Consider the following 16181-nt stretch of genomic DNA (forward strand, 5'->3'; position numbering starts at 1 on the left):
CCTCCCGGGAACGTTCTAACGTCCTTTCATGGACAGGGGTCTGGGCTGGCGGATGCTGGCCACGGTGGGTCTTGTCGCGCTCGTGTACGCGGGCGCCGTCCTGCCCGCGTTCCTGGCCGGGCCGGTCTGGGGCGCGGCGGCGGTGGCGGCGGCGCTGGCCGTCGCGGTCTGCTCGGTGCGCGCCGCCGACCGGCTCGCCCTGTACGCGATGGACGCGCGGCTCGTCACGTCCCAGGACGAGCCGGAGCTGCACGCCGTGCTCGACCGGCTGTGCATGTCGTCCGGGCTGCCGAAGCCGCGGCTCGCCGTGTCCGGCCAGGACCTGCCGAACGCGTTCGCCGCCGGGTCGGGGCCCGGCTCGGCCGTCGTCTGCGTGACGGAGGGGCTGCGGGCCCGGCTGGACCCGGCGGAGGTCGCCGCCGTCCTCGCCCACGAGACCGCGCACGTCGCCAACCGGGACGTGCTCGTCACCGCCGTCGCGTCCTTCCCCGGCATGTGCGCGGGCCTGTTCCTGCGCTGGTGGACGGGCCTCCTCACCGGACGCGGCAGGCGCGGCGCCCGGCGCGCCGCCGCCCTGGTCTCCGGGGCCGTCCTGCTGCCGCTCGGGGCCGCCGCGACCGTGCTGGGCGTCGCGGGCACGCTGACCGGGCTCGCGCTGTCCCGGCACCGGGAGCTGTGCGCCGACTCGACGGGGGCGCTGCTGACCGGGCGTCCGGCCGACCTCGCGTCCGCGCTCGGGAAGGTCCACGCGGGGATGCGGGACGCGTCCCGCGGCGACCGGCGGGCGCTGCGCCCGGTGAGCGCCCGCTGCGTGGCGGCGGCCGGCGGCGGGGCGCTCGGCCTGCTGTCCAGCCATCCGACGCTGGAGCGGCGGACGGAGCGGCTCGCGGCCCTGTCCTTCCGGTTCGAGAGCGGCGGCTGACATGCGGATCCCGGCCGGGCTGCGCGGCCGTCCCGCGCCCGCGCCGCCCGACCTCGACCGGCTGTTCGGGGTCCCGTCCGCGGCGGCGGCGCTGGCGGCGGCGACGGGGCTCGTCCCGTCCGGGGAGGCGGGCGTCTGCCACCGCCTCGTGGAGGGCGGGCCGTTCGGCGCGTTCGGCCGCGCGCAGCGCGACGTCGCCGGGCTGCTCGCCGGGGACGGGGCCCGCGCGACGGGCCTGACCGCCGACCCGCACGGCTGGGGCTGGGTGCGCGTCACCCGGCCCCCGGACGAGCTCGACCGCCTGGTCGCCGACCTGCACGTCGTCTGCGCCACGCTCACCGCCGCCGGGTACGGCGGCTACCTGCTGTGCTCGGCGGTCGCGTTCCGGCGGGACGGCGACCGGCAGCGCTGCGTCCTCGTCCACACGCCGGGCCGGGGGACGTTCTACCCGTTCGCGCCGCGCCCGTCCGGCGAGCCGGGGACGGTCCGCCGCAACAACACGGTCGAGACGCGCGTCCGCGAGGCGCTGGAGGGCGAGCTGCCGATCGAGCCCGACCGGGCCCGCTGGTTCCCCGTCTGGGACGCCCCCGGCCTCTGACCCCCGCCGGCCCGCTCGGGCTAGGGGAGGGCGAGCATCTGGTCGAGGGCGGCGCGGGCGTGGCGGGCGGTGTCCGGGTCCACCTCGATGACGTTCTCGACCCGTCCGGCGGCGAGCGACTCCAGCGACAGGACCAGGTGCGGCAGGTCGATGCGGTTCATCGTCGAGCAGTAGCAGACGGTCTTGTCGAGGAACATCACGTTCTTGTCCGGGTGGGCGTTCGCGAGCCGCCGGACGAGGTTCAGCTCCGTCCCGATCGCCCAGGACGACCCGGGCTCGGCGGCCTCGATCGCCCTGATGATGTACTCGGTCGAGCCGATCTCGTCGGCCGCGGTGACGACCTCGTGCTTGCACTCGGGGTGCACCAGGACGTTCACGCCCGGAACGCGGGCCCGCACGTCGTCCACCGACTCCTTGGTGAACCGGCCGTGCACCGAGCAGTGCCCGCGCCACAGGATCATCTTCGCGTCCCGGATCTGGCCGGGCGTAAGGCCGCCGTCGCGGCGGTGCGGGCTGTAGACGACGCAGTCGTCCAGCGAGAAGCCCATCTCCAGGACGGCGGTGTTGCGCCCGAGGTGCTGGTCGGGCAGGAACAGGACCTTCTTGCCCTTGGAGTAGGCCCAGTCCAGAGCGCGCTTGGCGTTGGACGAGGTGCACACCACGCCGCCGTGCCGTCCGACGAAGCCCTTGATGTCGGCGGAGGAGTTCATGTACGTCACGGGGACGACGTCGCCCGCGACGCCCGCGTCCTCCAGGACGTCCCAGCACTCCTCGACCTGGTCGAAGGTCGCCATGTCGGCCATCGAGCAGCCCGCGCCGAGGTCGGGCAGGATCACCCGCTGGTGGGCGGCGGTCAGGATGTCGGCGGACTCGGCCATGAAGTGCACGCCGCAGAACACGACATAGTCGGCCTCGGGCCGCGCCGCCGCCTGCTGCGCGAGCTTGAACGAGTCGCCGGTGACGTCCGCGAACTGGATGACCTCGTCGCGCTGGTAGTGGTGGCCGAGCACGAAGACCCGGTCGCCGAGGGCGGCCTTGGCGGCGCGGGCGCGCTCCACCAGCGCCGGGTCGGAGGCGGGCGGCAGCTCGCCGGGACAGTCCACGCCGCGCTCGCTGGCCGGGTCGGATCCGCTGCCGAGCAGCAGCAGAGGAAGGTCACGCACTGGGGTGGTCACGGCCTCTCCCTTCGCGGCGAGGGCTTATCGTCGCTTTGACGACTAATGATGGCACATCCCCGGACGTACCGGCGTGTGACGTAGACCGCACCGTTCCGGGGCGTTAGACATGGGCGATAAGCGGAATGGCCTTGTAGCGAGGTACGTTGTCCTACGGGAAGGGGCGTGCGACGACGTCCTGGAGGACAAGCGACAGTCCGCCGCAGCGTGCGGCGCAGCGAGACCCGGGAGCTGAACACATGACGGTTTCAGGCGAGACCACGCAGGAGACCACGCAGCAGGGCGTCGTCCTCACCGACGCCGCCGCCGAGAAGGCCAGGGGCCTGCTCGCGCAGGAGGGCCGCGACGACCTTGCGCTGCGTGTCGCCGTGCAGCCGGGCGGCTGCTCCGGCCTGATCTACCAGCTCTTCTTCGACGAGCGGGAGATGGACGGCGACGTCGTCCAGGACTTCAACGGCCTCGACGTGCGCGTCGACCGGATGAGCGCCCCGTACCTGACCGGCGCCACCATCGACTTCGTCGACTCGATCGAGAAGCAGGGCTTCACGATCGACAACCCGAACGCGTCGGGTTCCTGCGCCTGCGGCGACTCCTTCAACTGAGCGAGTCTCGGGAGGGGCGGCGCCGGACCACGGGTCCGGGCCGCCCCGTTCCGATGCCCGCTGTTCCCATGCCGGGCTGCGCACCGGGCGGGACGTGTGGTGCGATGGGAAGTACTGTTCGACGACCCACCACGAGGAGAGCGACGCCGTGCGCATCGCCGTGACCGGTTCCATCGCGACCGACCATCTGATGACCTTCCCCGGGAGGTTCACCGACCAGTTCCTGCCCGACCAGTTGGACCGGGTGTCGCTGTCCTTCCTGGTGGACGAGTTGCAGATCCGCCGCGGCGGGATCGCCGCCAACATCTGCTTCGGCATGGGGAGCCTCGGCAAGGAGTCGATCCTCGTCGGCTCCGTCGGTGACGACTTCGCCGACTACCGCTCCTGGCTCGAACGGCACGCGGTCGACACGGCGTCCGTGCACGTGTCCGACATCCACCACACCGCCCGGTTCCTGTGCACCACCGACCAGGACCAGAACCAGATCGCCACGTTCTACGCGGGCGCGATGAGCGAGGCCCGCTCGATCGAACTGCAGCCGGTCGCCGACCGCGTCGGCGGGCTCGACCTCGTCGTCGTCAGCCCGAACGACCCCGAGGCGATGCTGCGGCACACCGACGAGTGCCGCGGCCGCGGGCTGGCGTTCGCGGCCGACCCGTCCCAGCAGCTCGCCCGGATGGAGGGCGCGGACGTCCGCCGCCTCATCGACGGCGCCGCGTACCTGTTCAGCAACGAGTACGAGAAGGCCCTCGCCGAGGAGAAGACCGGCTGGACGAGCGAGGAGATCCTGTCCCGCGTCGGCGTCCGGGTCACCACGCTCGGCGCGAAGGGCGTCGTCATCGACCGCCAGGGCGAGCCGGGGCTGCACGTCCCCTGCGTCCCGGTCACCGACGTCGCCGACCCGACCGGCGTCGGCGACGCGTTCCGCGCCGGGTTCCTGTCGGCCACCGCGTGGGGGCTGCCGCTCGAACGCGCCGCCCAGGTCGGCAACGCCATCGCCGCGCACGCGCTCGAGGCCGCCGGGCCGCAGGAGTACTCGCTCGGCCGCCGGGCGTTCCTCGACCGGTTCACCGCCGCCTACGGCGCGTCCGCCGCCGCGGAGGTCGAGCCGCACATCGCCTGCCCCAACCCGTAGCCACGCGACATGAGGAAGGGCCGCGCCGGACGGCGCGGCCCTTCCTCGTTCGGTCCCAGTGCGTGCCGAGCCTCAGTACGTGCTGAGCCTCAGTACGTGCGGCGGATGTGGAAGCCCCAGCCGCCCTGCTGGAGCGTCTCCTCCCAGACGAAGTCCTGCGACTTCATCCGGCACCAGGCCGGGACGTCGGTGCGGGCGGCGGCGTCGTCGGCGAGGACGGCCACGACCTGCCCGACCGGCACCTCCCGGATCCGCTCCGCCAGCATGATGATCGGGATCGGGCACTTGCGGCCCAGCGCGTCGATGACGAGCACCGGCGGCGGGCCGGGCGACGCTTCGGCGGGCGGCGGCGGGGCGGCGGGCGCGGCCCCGTTCTTGGCGCGGCCTCGGAACCTCATGGGCGCGACCGCCTCCCTGTCTCGAAGGTGCTCGTGTCCGAGCCGTCCGTCGTCGTGTCGTCCGCCGCCGGATCGTCCGTCGTCGGATTCAGCGCCGGGCCGTTCGGCGTCGGGCCGTTCGGCGTCGGGTCGTTCGGCGTCGTCCGGCGGAGCCGGGCGACGACGTCCGGAAGGACGGCGAGGAACCGGTCCACGTCGTCCGCGCGGACGTCACGCGGCAGCGATACCCGCACGTTCCCATGGGTAATCACTCCCATCGCCTCCAGCACGTGACTGGGACGCAGCGTATCCGCCGTACACGAGCTTCCGGACGAAACGGCGAAACCCAACCTGTCCAGTTCGGTCAGCAGAGCCTCGCCCTCCACATAGAGGCACGAGAACGTGACCAGGTGCGGCAGCCTCCGCACCGGGTCGCCCACCACCTGGACGTCGGGGACCGTCCGCGGCACCTCGGCGCGGACGCGGTCGACGAGCGCGGACAGCCGCGGCGCCTCCGCCTCCATCTCCGCCCGGTACGCCTCCAGCGCGGCGGCCGCCGCGACGACGGCGGGGACGTTCTCGAACCCGGGGACGCGGCGCCGCTCCCGCTCGTCGTCCGGCAGCGGCGACCGCCACCGGACGCCCTTGCGGACGGCGAGCACCCCGACCCCCGCGGGCCCGCCCCACTTGTGGGCGCTGCCCGCGAGCAGCGACCAGCCGTCCGGGACGTCCGCCCGGCCGAGGGACTGCGCCGCGTCCACGAACAGCGGGACGCCCGCGCCGCGGCACGCCTGCGCGACCTCCGCGACCGGCTGGACGGTCCCGACCTCGTGGTTGGCGGACTGGAGGCAGGCGAGCGCGGTGTCCGGACGCAGCGCGGCGGCGAACTCCGCCGGGTCGGCGCGGCCCGTCTCGTCGACGCCGACGACCGTCACCTCGCCGCCCTCGCGCTCGTGCGCCTCGGCCGCGTGCAGGACGCTGGAGTGCTCCACCGCGGACACGACGAGGTGCCGCCCGGCCCGGCGGCGCGCCAGGAGCCCGCCGAGGACCGCCAAATGCACCGCCTGGGTGCCGGACGAGGTGAACGACACCTCGTCCGGCCGCGCGCCTAGGACCCCGGCCACCCGCGCGCGGGCCCGGTCGAGGAGGACGCGGGCGCCGCGGGCCGTCCCGTACAACCGGGCCGGGTCGGCCCAGCCCGCGTCGAGCGCCTCCAGCAGCGCCGCGCGGGCCGCCGGGTGCGGCGGCTCGGTCGAGGCGGCGTCGAAATAGGCGCCGAAACGGGCGGTGCCCGGGTGATCGGCGTCGCGGTGGGCGCCGGGCGTGCTCGGTTCGGCCACGCGGAAACACTAACCGGGCACCCGATCGGGGGTTGCGGCGACCCTCGCGCTAGTGTGTCCACCACACGTGTGACAACTGATCTCTCCGCCCGGCAGCCCGGGCTTTCATCCGTGGGGAAGGCATTCCGTGAGTCCGACCCGCTCTAGGGAGCGGCGTACGCCTGTGCGCAGTCGCCGCGCATTGAAGAGCGCCGGCGCGCTGGTGCTGCTGGCGTCGTCCGCGACCGCGTGCAGCGGCAGCCGCCTCGGCCTGCCCGAGCCGATCAGCGTGCAGGGCGAGCGCATGCTCCACCTGTGGCAGGGCTCCTGGATCGCGGCGTTCGCGGTCGGGGGCGTCGTCTGGGGCCTGATCATCTGGGCGGTGCTGTTCCACCGCAAGCGCTCCAACGACCTGCCGCCGCAGGTCCGCTACAACATGCCGATCGAGATCCTGTACACGGCGGTCCCGTTCGTCATCATCGCGGTCCTGTTCTACTTCACCGCGCGGGACGAGAACTTCGTCGAGAAGACCACCGACAATCCCGCGGTGACCGTCGACGTGACGGGCTTCCAGTGGAGCTGGCAGTTCGACTACAAGGAGAAGGACGCCGCGGGTCAGGAGAAGCTCGCCGCGCGCGTCGTCGGGCAGCCGGTCGCGCCGAACGGCCCGGCCCCCGCCAAGCCGGTGATGACGATCCCCACGGGCAAGACGGTCCGCGTGCGGCTCCACTCCAACGACGTCATCCACTCGTTCTGGGTCCCGGCGCTGATCTACAAGAAGGACGTCATGCCGGGCTACACCAACGAGTTCGAGTTCACCGCGAACAAGACCGGCGTCTATGAGGGCCGCTGCGCCGAGCTCTGCGGCGTCGACCACAGCCGGATGCTGTTCCAGCTCAAGGTCGTGACTCCCGACCAGTACGCCAAGTTCATCGCCGATTCGAAGGCCGCTCTGGCCGCGGGAGGTGCCCAGTGACGGCCATCGGTCACGCACCGAGCGCGTCGGTCGCCGCGCCGCGGACGAGCAAGGGCCGCATCCTCGCGTCCTGGCTGTCGTCCACCGACCACAAGGTGATCGGCTACCTCTACCTGATCACGTCGTTCTTCATGTTCCTGTTCGGCGGCGTCCTCGCGCTGGTGATGCGCGCCGAGCTGTTCAAGCCGGGACTCCAGGTCGTCAGCAACGAGCAGTTCAACCAGCTGTTCACCATGCACGGCACGATCATGCTGCTGATGTTCGCGACGCCGCTGTTCGCGGGCTTCACCAACGTCATCATGCCGCTGCAGATCGGCGCGCCCGACGTGGCGTTCCCGCGGCTGAACATGCTGGCGTACTGGCTGTTCCTGTTCGGCAGCATCATCGTCATCGCGGGCTTCCTGACGCCGGGCGGCGCGGCCAGCTTCGGCTGGTTCGCCTACGCCCCGCTGTCGGACGCGGTGCGCTCGCCGGGCATCGGCGGCGACATGTGGGTGATGGGCCTGGCGATGTCCGGGTTCGGCACCATCATGGGCGCCGTCAACTTCATCACCACGATCCTGTGCATGCGGGCGCCGGGCATGACGATGTTCCGGATGCCGATCTTCACGTGGAACGTCCTGCTGACGTCCATCCTCGTGCTGATCGCGTTCCCGGTCCTCGCCGCGGCGCTGCTGGCGCTGGAGGCCGACCGCAAGCTCGGCGCGCACATCTTCGACTCCGCGCACGGCGGCGCGCTGCTCTGGCAGCACCTGTTCTGGTTCTTCGGGCATCCGGAGGTCTACATCATCGCGTTGCCCTTCTTCGGCATCGTGACCGAGATCCTCCCGGTGTTCAGCCGCAAGCCCATCTTCGGTTACATCGGCCTGGTGTTCGCGACCATCAGCATCGCGGGCCTGTCCATCACGGTGTGGGCGCACCACATGTTCGTCACCGGCCAGGTGCTGCTGCCGTTCTTCTCGTTCATGACGTTCCTCATCGCCGTGCCCACGGGGGTGAAGTTCTTCAACTGGGTGGGGACGATCTGGCGAGGGCAGTTGACGTTCGAGTCGCCGATGCTGTGGTCGCTGGGCTTCCTCGTGACGTTCCTGTTCGGCGGCCTCACCGGCGTCATCCTTGCCTCGCCGCCGATGGACTTCCAGCTCTCCGACTCCTACTTCGTGGTGGCGCACTTCCACTACGTGGTGTTCGGCACCGTGGTGTTCGCGATGTTCGCGGGCTTCTACTTCTGGTGGCCGAAGTGGACCGGCAAGATGCTGAACGACACCCTCGGCAAGATCCACTTCTGGCTGCTGTTCATCGGCTTCCACGGCACGTTCCTCGTCCAGCACTGGCTGGGCGCCGCGGGCATGCCGCGCCGGTACGCCGACTACGCCAGCGAGTTCCAGGGTCTGAACGAGGTGTCGAGCATCTTCTCGTTCATCCTCGGCGCGTCCATGCTGCCGTTCTTCTACAACGTGTACATCACGTGGAAGCGCGGCAAGCGGGTCGAGGTCGACGACCCGTGGGGCTACGGCGCCTCGCTGGAGTGGGCGACGTCGTGCCCGCCGCCGCGGCACAACTTCAACTCGATTCCGAAGATCCGTTCCGAGCGGCCCGCGTTCGACCTGCACCACCCGCACGTGGGCGCGCAGGGCGAGCTGGCCGGGACGAAGGGGGAGTAGGCGATGCGCGTCCAGGCGTTCATGTTCTACGGGTCCGCGCTGTTCTTCCTCGCCACCGACATCGTGTACTGGCTCTGGTCGAAGGACTGGACGGGTACGACGGCGCTGGCCCTCGCGGTCGGGCTCGCCGGGCTCATCGGGTTCTACGTGCACTTCACCGTCCGGCGTCTCGAACGCGCCAACGGCGGCCCCCTCTACGAGGACGACCCCGAGGGCGACATCGCGGACGCGGCGGGCGAGCTGGGCTTCTTCAGCCCGCACAGCTGGTGGCCGCTGTTCGTCGGGCTGTCGGCGGCGGCGGTGGCGCTCGGCATCGTGTTCGGCTGGTGGCTGGTGATCCTCGGGGTCGCCGCCGCGCTGCTGTCGACGATCGGTCTCGTCTTCGAGTACTACCGGGGCCATTTCGCGCACTGAGTCCATTTCGCCCATCCCATTCCCCCGCGTTAGGCCCGGAGATGACCGGGTTTGGGGGCGGCCGGATGAGAATGGTTCACTGATCGGTAAAAGAACCCCATCGAGGGCCGGTGTCCGCTTTTTAGCGGGTACCGGCCTTTTCACATACTGGGCGCCGTTCCCAGCGACCGGGCTGGCAGGCGGACCGATCGCCCAGGTGGACGACCGGGGGGACCACATGCGGGTGAGTGGCTCAGGACCGGGAGACCGGAGACGGCGGGCCGTCGCGGTGCTCGCCGGGGCGAGCGCGATGGCGGTGATGGCGGCCGGGGCGGCGGCCTGCTCGGGCGGGCCGGACGGCGCGGACGCCGTGAAGCTGACGTTGTCGCCGGCGGGCGGCGGGGGCGGGGCGGCGCTGCAGCCGGACAGCCCCATCGCGGTCCACGCGCACAGGGGGACGATCGCGAACGTGACCGTGGCGGGCGGCGCCGCGCCGATGGAGGGCGACCTGAGCGCCGACCGGACGCGGTGGCGGTCCCGCTGGACGCTGGAGCCGGGCGCGACCTACACGGTCGGCGCCACGGCGATCGGCAAGGACGGCCGGACCAGGACGATCACCGACCGCTTCACCACCGCGAAGGTGGCGCAGACGAACGCGGTGAAGGTCGAGGCGCCGTTCGGCAAGGAGACCGTCGGGGTCGGCATGCCGATCATCGTGCACTTCAACCGCGCGGTGCAGGACCGCAGGGCCGTCGAGCAGGCGCTGGAGGTGCGCTCGGACAAGACGGTCGAGGGCGCCTGGCGCTGGTTCGGCGACAAGGAGGTCGTGTTCCGGCCGAGGCAGTACTGGCCCGCGCAGACCAACGTGACGTTCCAGGCACATCTCAGCGGCGTCAGGACCGGCGGGGACGTGTACGGCGGGAAGAACACCGCGCTCGGGTTCAAGATCGGCGACTCGCATGTCTCAACGGCGGGCGAGGACAGCCACAAGATGGTCGTGAAGATCAACGGGAAGAAGGCCCGCACCATTCCGACGAGCATGGGCAGGGGCGGGGCCCGCATGTTCACCACGACCAACGGAGTCCACCTGACGATGGACAAGCGGGACCCGACCGTCATGACGTCCGGCTGGATGGGCGTCGGGCCGGGGAGCGCCGGGTACTACAGCCTGACCGTGTACAAGGCGGTGCAGATCTCCGACAGTGGCGAGTACGTGCACAGCGCGCCGTGGTCGGTGGGCGCCCAGGGCAGCGAGAACGTCAGCCACGGGTGCATCAACATCAGCCCGTCCAACGCCGCGTGGTTCTACAAGATGTCCCAGCGCGGCGACCCGGTGACGGTGACGGGGACGAGCCGCGAGCTCGAACCGGAGAACGGCTGGGGCTACTGGCAGATCGGCTGGACCGAGTGGGTGAAGGGCAGCGCCATGGGACGTTCGGTCTCCACGGCCCCGCACCTGGACGCCGCGACCCTGTCCGCGCAGAAGCAGCAGCGGGACGCGAAGAAGCAGGCCGAGAAGCAGCGGGCCGAGGGCAACTGACGTCCCCGGCCCGCCGGGCGGCGGCCTAGCTCGGCGGCCGGCGCAGCGGCGCCGGTTCCGGGACGCGGTGCATCCGCGCCCAGTCGCGGGCCATGGCGATCCTGTCGGGACCCGAGGGATGGGTCATCCACAGCAGGTACTCCATGGCGTCCGGGCTGAGGTCGGAGATGTTGCGCACCGACAGCGCGTGCTGCATCGACACGAACGTCGACGGGTCGCGGGTGAGGCCGAGGGCGTGCGCGTCCGCGCGCGCCTCGATCCGCCGGCTGACGAGGTTCTGGACCGGCGCGCCGAGTTGCGTCCCCGCCGCGACCAGCGCGAGGACGAGCGCGATGGAGCGCGGGTCGGCCGCCCCGCCGGTGCGCTCGCCGGTGCGCCGTCCGGGGCCCGGCTCCGGGACGACCCCGGCGCGCCTCAGCAGGCGCGGAGAGGTCGTCAGGAGGTAGAGCAGGCACACGGCTCCGGACACGCCGAGCGCGCCGACGAGCGTCCCCCACAGGACGTCGTCGCGCTTGGCGTGGCCGAGCTCGTGCCCGACGATCGACTCGATCTGCGGGCGCGGCGACTTCAGCAGCGTGTCGTAGAGGACGATCCGGCGCGTCGACCCGAACCCGGAGACGTAGGCGTTCAGCGACGTCGTCCGGCGGGAGGCGTCGGCGACGAGGACGTCCTCGACGGGCACGCCGTCCCGCTTCGCCATCGCGAGCAGGTCGCTGCGCAACTGCCCGCGCGGCAGCGGGTGGAACTTGTTGAACACCGGCTCGACGGCGACCGGGTAGAGGAACGACACGAGGACGACCAGCAGGAAGCCGCCCGCGGCGGCGCCCGTCCACCAGTAGCGCGGGAAGCGGCGCGTCACCGCGTACAGCAGGAGCAGGACGACCGTGTAGATGACCCAGGTGACGGCGAGGGACTTGAGCTGGTCGACGAGCCACGAGGGCCAGCTCTGTGTGGACAGCCCGTACCGGCGCAGCACCGACTCGCTCCAGATGTGGAACGGGAGCCCGGCCGCGCGCAGCAGCGTCGTCAGCGCGACGGCGGCGACGGCGACGCGCAGGGGCCATCGGCGGGTGCGGGCGGTGACCCAGCCGATGAACCGCGCGCCGAGCGGGGTCAGGCCGAGCACGAGGACCAGCACCAGCCCGGCGGCGAGCCCCGCGTAGGCGGGCGGGTTGAGGGCCGAGTCGAACGACCTGGAGCGGGCGATCTCGGCGGGGGAGAAGTCGAGCGCCGGGTCGGGCCGCACATGCCCGCCGGGGACGCTCCCCGGCAGCGGGTTCCACGGCGTGGTCAGCGCGAGGACGGCGGCGAGCGCGGCGAACAGCGCCGCCGCGGCGATCGCGGCGGCGAGCCGGGGGGTCCGGGTGCCGCCGGAGCGGTCCGGTTCGGCGGCGACGGCCCGCCCCTCGTCCACCTCCTCGCTCATGTGAGCTCCCTCTTCAGATAGTCGCGCCACAGGGCGGTGAACCGGGTCCGGTCGAGGCCCAGCACGTCGCGCAGCGCGGTCGCCTCCGGGACGCGGCCGGCCGTCCGGTAGAGCTGCGCGAGCGTGCCCTCACCGTACCGGTCCGCGATCATCCGGCAGGCGAGCCAGGACTCCTGGTATGCCTGGGAGAGGCGCGCGGAGCCGCCGGCGAACGCGGCGGCGGCGGGCAGCGTCGCCGGGACGCGCCCCGCGGCGACGTCGCGGCGCAGCTCGCCCGCCGCCGCGCGGACGCCGATCTTCGCGTCCCGGTAGCCGACGTAGTCGGCGAAGCCCTCGATCAGCCACAGCGGGGTCGTGCGGTCGCTGGCGCCGCCGGTCGCGACGTGGGTCAGCTCGTGGGTGAGCACGACGCCGCGGCCGAGCCGGTTGAGGCGGCCGAACGTGCCGGGGGAGATGACGACCCGGTCCTCGCCGCGCCCGCCGCCGGCGGACGGCGCGGCCGTCGCGAGCGCCGCGATCTGGCCGAGGCTCTGCCCGGGTCCGGCCAGCGCGGAGGCGAGCGCCGCGTCCGCCGGGGCCAGCGCGACGACCCGCTGCGCCCACCCCTTGCCGACGACGCCGCTCACCACCGGGACGGCGGCGTCGAGGCGGCGGGCGATGTCGGCGAGCCCGGTCGCGTCGCCCGCCACGAGGGACGCGCGGCCCTTGACGACCGTGAGGGGGCCGCCGTCCCAGATCTCGGCGTCGTCGCGGAACCCGCGGGACGAGCCGTCGCCGACGACCGTCCAGCCGCCGGGGCGCGGGGCGAGCGACAGGTGGCGGGTGCGGGCCACGTCCCCGCGGTCGAAGCCGCGCAGCCGGTAGCGGACCTCGACGCGGACGACCGCGACGCCCGCCGCGTCGTCCACCGCCTCGACGCCGGCGACGCGCTCGCGCCAGCCGTCCAGGGGAAGCCTGCGCAGGTTGCCGTACATGCGGGACTGGACGTCCTGGAACGCGGCGGGCGCGGACGCGACCGTCGCCATGAAGGCCGTCCGGTCGCCGCTCCGCACGGCGGCGGCGCGGCCCGCGAGGACGGCCGCCGCGTCGGCCGGGGCGAACGAGCGCGCCGCGCCGTCGGCGTGGGCGCGCGGCTCGGCGTGCCGGCCGGAGCGGACGCCGAGCAGGCCCCCGCCGCCCGCGAGCAGCGCGGCGGCCCCGCCCGCGCCCAGCGCGAGCGCCCGGCGGCGCGGCACGGGGCCGCCGGCGCCGGGGCCGGGTCCGTCCTCCATGCGCGAGATCCTATGCAGCGCCGGGCCGGGAGGTCGCGGTCATGACCGGTAGTCGGGGTATCCGTAGCCGACGACGTCGTCGGCCGAGCGCGTCCTGACCCGGACGGCGTTGCCGGTGTTCCCCTCGACGGCCTCGATCGTGCCGTCGTCCACCTTCTTGATCACCATGCCGACGTGCCGGATGTCGGAGCTGGCCTTGCCGCCGCTCCAGGCGTAGAAGACGATCGCGCCGGGCCGGGGCTCGGCGCCCCAGCGGCCGTTCCGCTGGAACCAGCGGGCGTGTTCGACGGTCCACGCGTCGGCGCCCATCCCGGCGGTGAAGCCGAGCCGCTCGCCCACCCAGGAGATGAACATGTCGCACCAGTTCGCGTCGCCGTAGCCGGAGAGGGCGCCGCCGTCGCGGGCGAGCGTCTCCTGCGCGCGGGACGTGCCCATGTACCACTTCTGGAACTTGGTCTCGCCGCCCGCGTCCTCGGCGACGCCGACCTGCGAGCGCGCGAGCGCGATGGCCTCGGCCGCCGTCGGCCGCCGCTGCTGCTCCGACGTCTTCTCGGACGCCTGCGGCTCCGGCGCGTCCGGCTGCGGACGGCCGCTCGATGACGCTTCGGGCTGCGGCTTGGAACGTTCCTTCTTGGGGGCCCCGGCCGACCGGGACGTCTCGGACGACACCGTCCGCGCGTCCTCGCGGCCGCTCACGCCGGCGGCCGCGGCGCTCGCCGGGGCCGCGTCGCCGAACGCCAGGACGGACGCCTGCGCGGTCGCCGCGGCGGCGCCGAGCACGGCGGCGCCGGCGATCACGCCGCCGGTCGTCCGCCAGGTCAGGGAGAGGGGGGACGGCTTGCGGTGCCGTCCGGAGGTCTGCTTGCGGTGCGCGCCTGGCACGGGGGATCTCCTCGGCTTCCGGTCCGTCCGCCGGGGCGGCCGCCCGGATCGGCGGCGCGCGGGAGGGACGGGGACTCCGGCGAGCGGGGGCGCCAGCGCGGAGCACGGGGAATGGTCACGGCGGGAGGGCAGGGGAAAGGGAGGGCGCGGCCGCGCGGTGGCGGCCACGCCCCAGGTGACGCTGCGGGACTCACTCCTCTTCTTCCAAGACGCCTACCGGGTTAGCTGACGGGTTCGGGCGTGGAAGTGGCCCTACGGCGGACTCTCACCGGACGTGCGGGAGAGGGCCGCCGATTCACCCCGGTGCCGGAATGCCCGTCCGGGAGGGTGTCCCGGACTCCGGCGGACGTGGGTCCCCGGTTCCGCGCTGGGCGGACTCGGCGCTGCCGCTGCGATCCTGGGGGCGGAATGGGGCCCGGCGCGGGACCTGTCTCCCGCGTGCGAACGAGCGGCGCCTGATGGTGGGCGGACGGCGGCCCGTCGCCGGGGACCGTCCTCGCCCGACCCCTCGGGTCCGCCGCGGGCGGCGCGCTCAGCGCCATGCTCGCGTGAGGCGCGCGAGCGGCGGGTGGGGGGTCGTCGGTCTGCGTGCAGACCGGTGCGGCGCCCTCCGGGCGCCGCGCGGACGGCGCGTGGAGCGCGCCGCCGGGGGGAGGCGGCGCGTGGAGCGCGCCGCCGGCACGCGGCCGGAAGCGCCGCGTGCGGCCGCGGCGCCTGGTGGGCGTCGCGGGGGCCATGGCGCCTGGCGGGCGCCGTGAATGGGGTACAAGGTACCAAAGCCCCAAGAGAAGGCAAACCCCCACAAAATCAACAACGGACCAGGTCAAGCCTGGTCCGTTGCCGAAGTAGCCCTACGGAAGGGGAGGCGTCGCGCGTCAGGGACGCCCGGCGCCGTAGTAGTTGCTCGCGTAGTAGCTGGAGTTGATGCTCACGACCGTCACGGTCTTGCCGGTGCTCGGGGCGTGGATCATCTGGCCGTTGCCCACGTACATGCCGACGTGGCTGAGCCCGCTGAAGAACACCAGGTCGCCCGGCTGGAGGTCGGACTTGGCCACCCGCTTCGTGGCGGCCCACTGGGAGTTGGTGGTGCGGGTGATGTTGACGCCCGCCGCCGCCCACGCCTTCATCGTCAGGCCGGAGCAGTCGTAGGAGCTCGGGCCCGTGTCGCCCCAGCCGTACGGCTTGCCCCGCTGCGCGTAGGCGAAGTTGAGCGCCAGCCGCGCCGGGCCGCTGGCCGGGCCGTTGTAGGTCCCGCCGATGCCGCCACCGCCGCCGCCGGACGACGACCCGCCGCCGAGCTTCGCCAGCAGCTTCTTCTGCTTGTTGACCTCGAGCTGGAGCTTGCGCTTCTGGTCCTGCAGCTCCTTGTTCTTGGCCTTCACGTCGTCGTACGCGTTCTTGGCCTGAGCCTCCTCGCGGCGGAGCCGCTGCGCGGTGGCGAGGAACTGGGTGAGCTGGGAGTTGCGCTCGTGCGACAGGTGCGAGAAGACGGCCGCCTGGTCGAGGATGGCCTGCGGGTCCTTGCTCCCGACGAAGCCGGTCACGTCGGCCGAGTCGCCGTTCTTGTAGGCGGTGGCCGCCATCTGCGCGATCTTGGAGCGCTGCTCCTCGAACGCCGCCTGCTCCTGCGCGCTCGACTTCCTGGCGCCGTCGTACTTCCTCTTGGCGATCTTCAGCTTCTCGTTCAGCTGGTTGTACTGCTCGACCTTGTGGTCCATCTGCTCGTTGAGCTGGTCGAGCTTCTTCTGCACCTGCGCCCTGGTCGGCTTGGGCTCGGCGTGCGCCAGCACCGGGGGGTAGGCCAGGGAGGCGGTCACGGTCAGGCAGACCACCGCCGCAAGGCGGCGGGACGCTCTCCTGCTCGCCGTGCCCCCGCTCCGGTCACGCCGGTGCGCCGGTGC

The 16181-nt window shown here is 72.8% G+C and carries 15 protein-coding genes and 1 riboswitch; of the genes, 8 read left to right on the plus strand and 7 right to left on the minus strand.

Annotation, left to right across the window (positions count from 1 at the left end; genetic code table 11):
* Positions 1-28: 28 nt before the first annotated feature.
* Together FXF65_RS28015 and pspAB are read left to right on the plus strand one after the other, a co-directional pair.
* Positions 29-922, plus strand: a complete 894-nt coding sequence (locus tag FXF65_RS28015) for a M48 family metalloprotease (protein ID WP_148353047.1) — start codon at positions 29-31, stop codon at positions 920-922.
* A gap of 1 nt (position 923) precedes the next feature.
* Complete coding sequence (gene pspAB / locus FXF65_RS28020; RefSeq protein ID WP_148353048.1) at positions 924-1520, plus strand: PspA-associated protein PspAB; 597 nt, start codon at positions 924-926, stop codon at positions 1518-1520.
* A gap of 20 nt (positions 1521-1540) precedes the next feature.
* On the opposite strand, the gene nadA is transcribed toward pspAB, so the two are convergent.
* Positions 1541-2695, minus strand: a complete 1155-nt coding sequence (gene nadA, locus FXF65_RS28025) for a quinolinate synthase NadA (protein WP_148353049.1) — start codon at positions 2693-2695, stop codon at positions 1541-1543.
* A 239-nt stretch (positions 2696-2934) separates the two neighbouring features.
* Here nadA and FXF65_RS28030 point away from each other — a divergent pair, with 239 nt between their 5' ends.
* Both FXF65_RS28030 and FXF65_RS28035 read left to right on the plus strand, forming a co-directional pair.
* A complete protein-coding gene (locus FXF65_RS28030; protein ID WP_148353050.1) occupies positions 2935-3297 on the plus strand; it encodes a HesB/IscA family protein in 363 nt (120 codons plus the stop codon).
* 148 nt (positions 3298-3445) lie between these two features.
* Positions 3446-4432 (plus strand): carbohydrate kinase family protein, encoded by a 987-nt coding sequence (locus FXF65_RS28035; protein ID WP_148353051.1) that lies wholly within the window; start codon positions 3446-3448, stop codon positions 4430-4432.
* Positions 4433-4521: 89 nt separating this feature from the next.
* Here the strand turns inward: FXF65_RS28035 and FXF65_RS28040 are convergent, their stop codons facing one another.
* Both FXF65_RS28040 and FXF65_RS28045 read right to left on the minus strand, forming a co-directional pair.
* Complete coding sequence (locus FXF65_RS28040) at positions 4522-4830, minus strand: sulfurtransferase TusA family protein (RefSeq protein ID WP_148353052.1); 309 nt, start codon at positions 4828-4830, stop codon at positions 4522-4524.
* Positions 4827-6149 (minus strand): cysteine desulfurase family protein, encoded by a 1323-nt coding sequence (locus tag FXF65_RS28045; protein WP_148353053.1) that lies wholly within the window; start codon positions 6147-6149, stop codon positions 4827-4829. The genes FXF65_RS28040 and FXF65_RS28045 overlap by 4 nt, the downstream gene beginning before the upstream one ends.
* Before the next feature lie 163 nt (positions 6150-6312).
* Between FXF65_RS28045 and ctaC the strand changes: the two genes are divergently transcribed.
* The 4 genes from ctaC to FXF65_RS28065 all read left to right on the plus strand — a co-directional run bounded on the left by ctaC (position 6313) and on the right by FXF65_RS28065 (position 10701).
* Positions 6313-7104 (plus strand): aa3-type cytochrome oxidase subunit II, encoded by a 792-nt coding sequence (gene ctaC / locus FXF65_RS28050; protein WP_148353054.1) that lies wholly within the window; start codon positions 6313-6315, stop codon positions 7102-7104.
* Positions 7101-8768: an aa3-type cytochrome oxidase subunit I gene (gene ctaD / locus FXF65_RS28055; RefSeq protein ID WP_148353055.1), complete on the plus strand. Its 1668-nt coding sequence runs from the start codon at positions 7101-7103 to the stop codon at positions 8766-8768. The genes ctaC and ctaD overlap by 4 nt, the downstream gene beginning before the upstream one ends.
* A 3-nt stretch (positions 8769-8771) precedes the next feature.
* Positions 8772-9182 carry a cytochrome c oxidase subunit 4 gene (locus FXF65_RS28060; RefSeq protein WP_148353056.1) on the plus strand — a complete coding sequence of 137 codons (411 nt, stop codon included), beginning with the start codon at positions 8772-8774 and terminating at the stop codon, positions 9180-9182.
* Positions 9183-9405: 223 nt separating this feature from the next.
* Positions 9406-10701: a L,D-transpeptidase gene (locus tag FXF65_RS28065; protein ID WP_246199167.1), complete on the plus strand. Its 1296-nt coding sequence runs from the start codon at positions 9406-9408 to the stop codon at positions 10699-10701.
* Positions 10702-10726: 25 nt separating this feature from the next.
* Here the strand turns inward: FXF65_RS28065 and FXF65_RS28070 are convergent, their stop codons facing one another.
* From FXF65_RS28070 to FXF65_RS28085, 4 genes are all read right to left on the minus strand, one after another.
* A complete protein-coding gene (locus tag FXF65_RS28070) occupies positions 10727-12127 on the minus strand; it encodes a M48 family metallopeptidase (RefSeq protein ID WP_148353057.1) in 1401 nt (466 codons plus the stop codon).
* Positions 12124-13398: a hypothetical protein gene (locus FXF65_RS28075; RefSeq protein ID WP_148353058.1), complete on the minus strand. Its 1275-nt coding sequence runs from the start codon at positions 13396-13398 to the stop codon at positions 12124-12126. Before FXF65_RS28075 ends, FXF65_RS28070 begins: the two co-directional genes overlap by 4 nt.
* A gap of 39 nt (positions 13399-13437) precedes the next feature.
* Positions 13438-14280 carry a CHAP domain-containing protein gene (locus FXF65_RS28080; RefSeq protein WP_246199168.1) on the minus strand — a complete coding sequence of 281 codons (843 nt, stop codon included), beginning with the start codon at positions 14278-14280 and terminating at the stop codon, positions 13438-13440.
* Between the two features lie 194 nt (positions 14281-14474).
* Positions 14475-14673: riboswitch (cyclic di-AMP (ydaO/yuaA leader) on the minus strand.
* 482 nt (positions 14674-15155) lie between these two features.
* Positions 15156-16097, minus strand: a complete 942-nt coding sequence (locus FXF65_RS28085; RefSeq protein WP_246199169.1) for a C40 family peptidase — start codon at positions 16095-16097, stop codon at positions 15156-15158.
* Between the last annotated feature and the right edge of the window lie 84 nt (positions 16098-16181).

Source organism: Actinomadura syzygii (assembly GCF_008085905.1).
GTDB classification, from domain to species: domain Bacteria; phylum Actinomycetota; class Actinomycetes; order Streptosporangiales; family Streptosporangiaceae; genus Spirillospora; species Spirillospora syzygii.